Source organism: Streptomyces sp. NPDC044033 (assembly GCF_056434425.1).
Map to the genome: position 1 here is coordinate 1 of NZ_JBWKFF010000070.1, position 1,164 is coordinate 1,164.

At 69.2% G+C, this 1,164-nt stretch carries 1 protein-coding gene; it reads left to right on the forward strand.

Annotation, left to right across the window (positions count from 1 at the left end; translation table 11 throughout):
• Positions 1–1,164, forward strand: a 1,164-nt coding sequence (locus tag AC07AB_RS40195; protein WP_478577686.1) for an MFS transporter, incomplete at both ends; no start/stop codon positions are given.

Below are 1,164 nucleotides of genomic sequence, written 5' to 3' on the forward strand. Positions count from 1 at the left end.
CCCCGCCCACAAGGCGGCACTCGCCGGCCTGCTAGGAACCACGGTCGAGTGGTACGACTTCTTCGTCTTCTCCACCGCATCCAGCCTGGTCTTCCCAGAGTTGTTCTTTCCCGGAGCGCAGCAGGCCACCGGTCTGCTGGCATCGTTCGCGACATTCTGGGTCGGCTTTCTAGGCCGTCCTGTCGGCGCCGTGCTGTTCGGCCACTTCGGGGACCGGCTCGGACGAAAACGCACTCTGGTGGCGACACTTGTGCTGATGGGGGCGGCTACCACGGGCATCGGACTGCTGCCTCGTTACGAGGAGGCGGGAGTCATCGCTCCGGTGCTGCTGTGCGCTCTGCGGCTCGTCCAAGGGATCGCAGTGGGCGGCGAGTGGGGCGGCGCGGTGCTACTGGCCGGCGAGCACGCGCCGCAGGGACGCCGGGTGATCCTGACGGCCATGGTGCAGCAAGGGACCCCGCTGGCCTCAATCCTGACCAGCGCGGTCTTCCTCCCGTTCTCGCGACTGGGCGACGGCGAGTTCCTGGCCTGGGGTTGGCGGGTCCCCTTCCTGCTGTCCACCGTCCTCACGGCCGTCGGCCTGGTCATACGGCTGAAGGTGCCCGAATCCCCGGAGTTCGAGAGACTCTCGGCACAGGGGCGAGTGGCCCCCGCCCCGGTGCGCGACACCTTACAGCGGCACTTCCCGAAGATTGCAATGTGCGTCGGGGCCTGTGCCGTTCCGGTTGCCGGGACGTATTTGGCCGGCACCTTCGTGCTGTCCTGGGCGACCGTGCACATCGGCTTCCCCCGGGAGAAGGTACTGGGCGTGGTGCTATGCGCGGCTGTCACCCGGTTCCTGGTCCAACCCGCCGCGGCGATAGCCGCCCAACGCTTGGGGGCCGCACGGATCTGCGCCCTGGGGCTGGCTCTGTACCTGCTCGCGGTTCCGCTCACCGTCCTGGCCCTGGGGAGCGGTTCACTGGTCCGGATCACGCTGGCGGTGTGCGGGGTGGAGTCCGCCAGCGCCGTCGTCTACGCGGTGATCGCCGCCCTGCTCGTCGATGCCTTCCCGGTCCGGGTGCGCTACACCGCGATCTCCTTAGCCCAGCAACTGGCCGGCGTGGTGTTCGGGGGCACGGCGCCGGCCCTGGCCCAGGCCCTGGTAACGGTGGGGCACGGCTC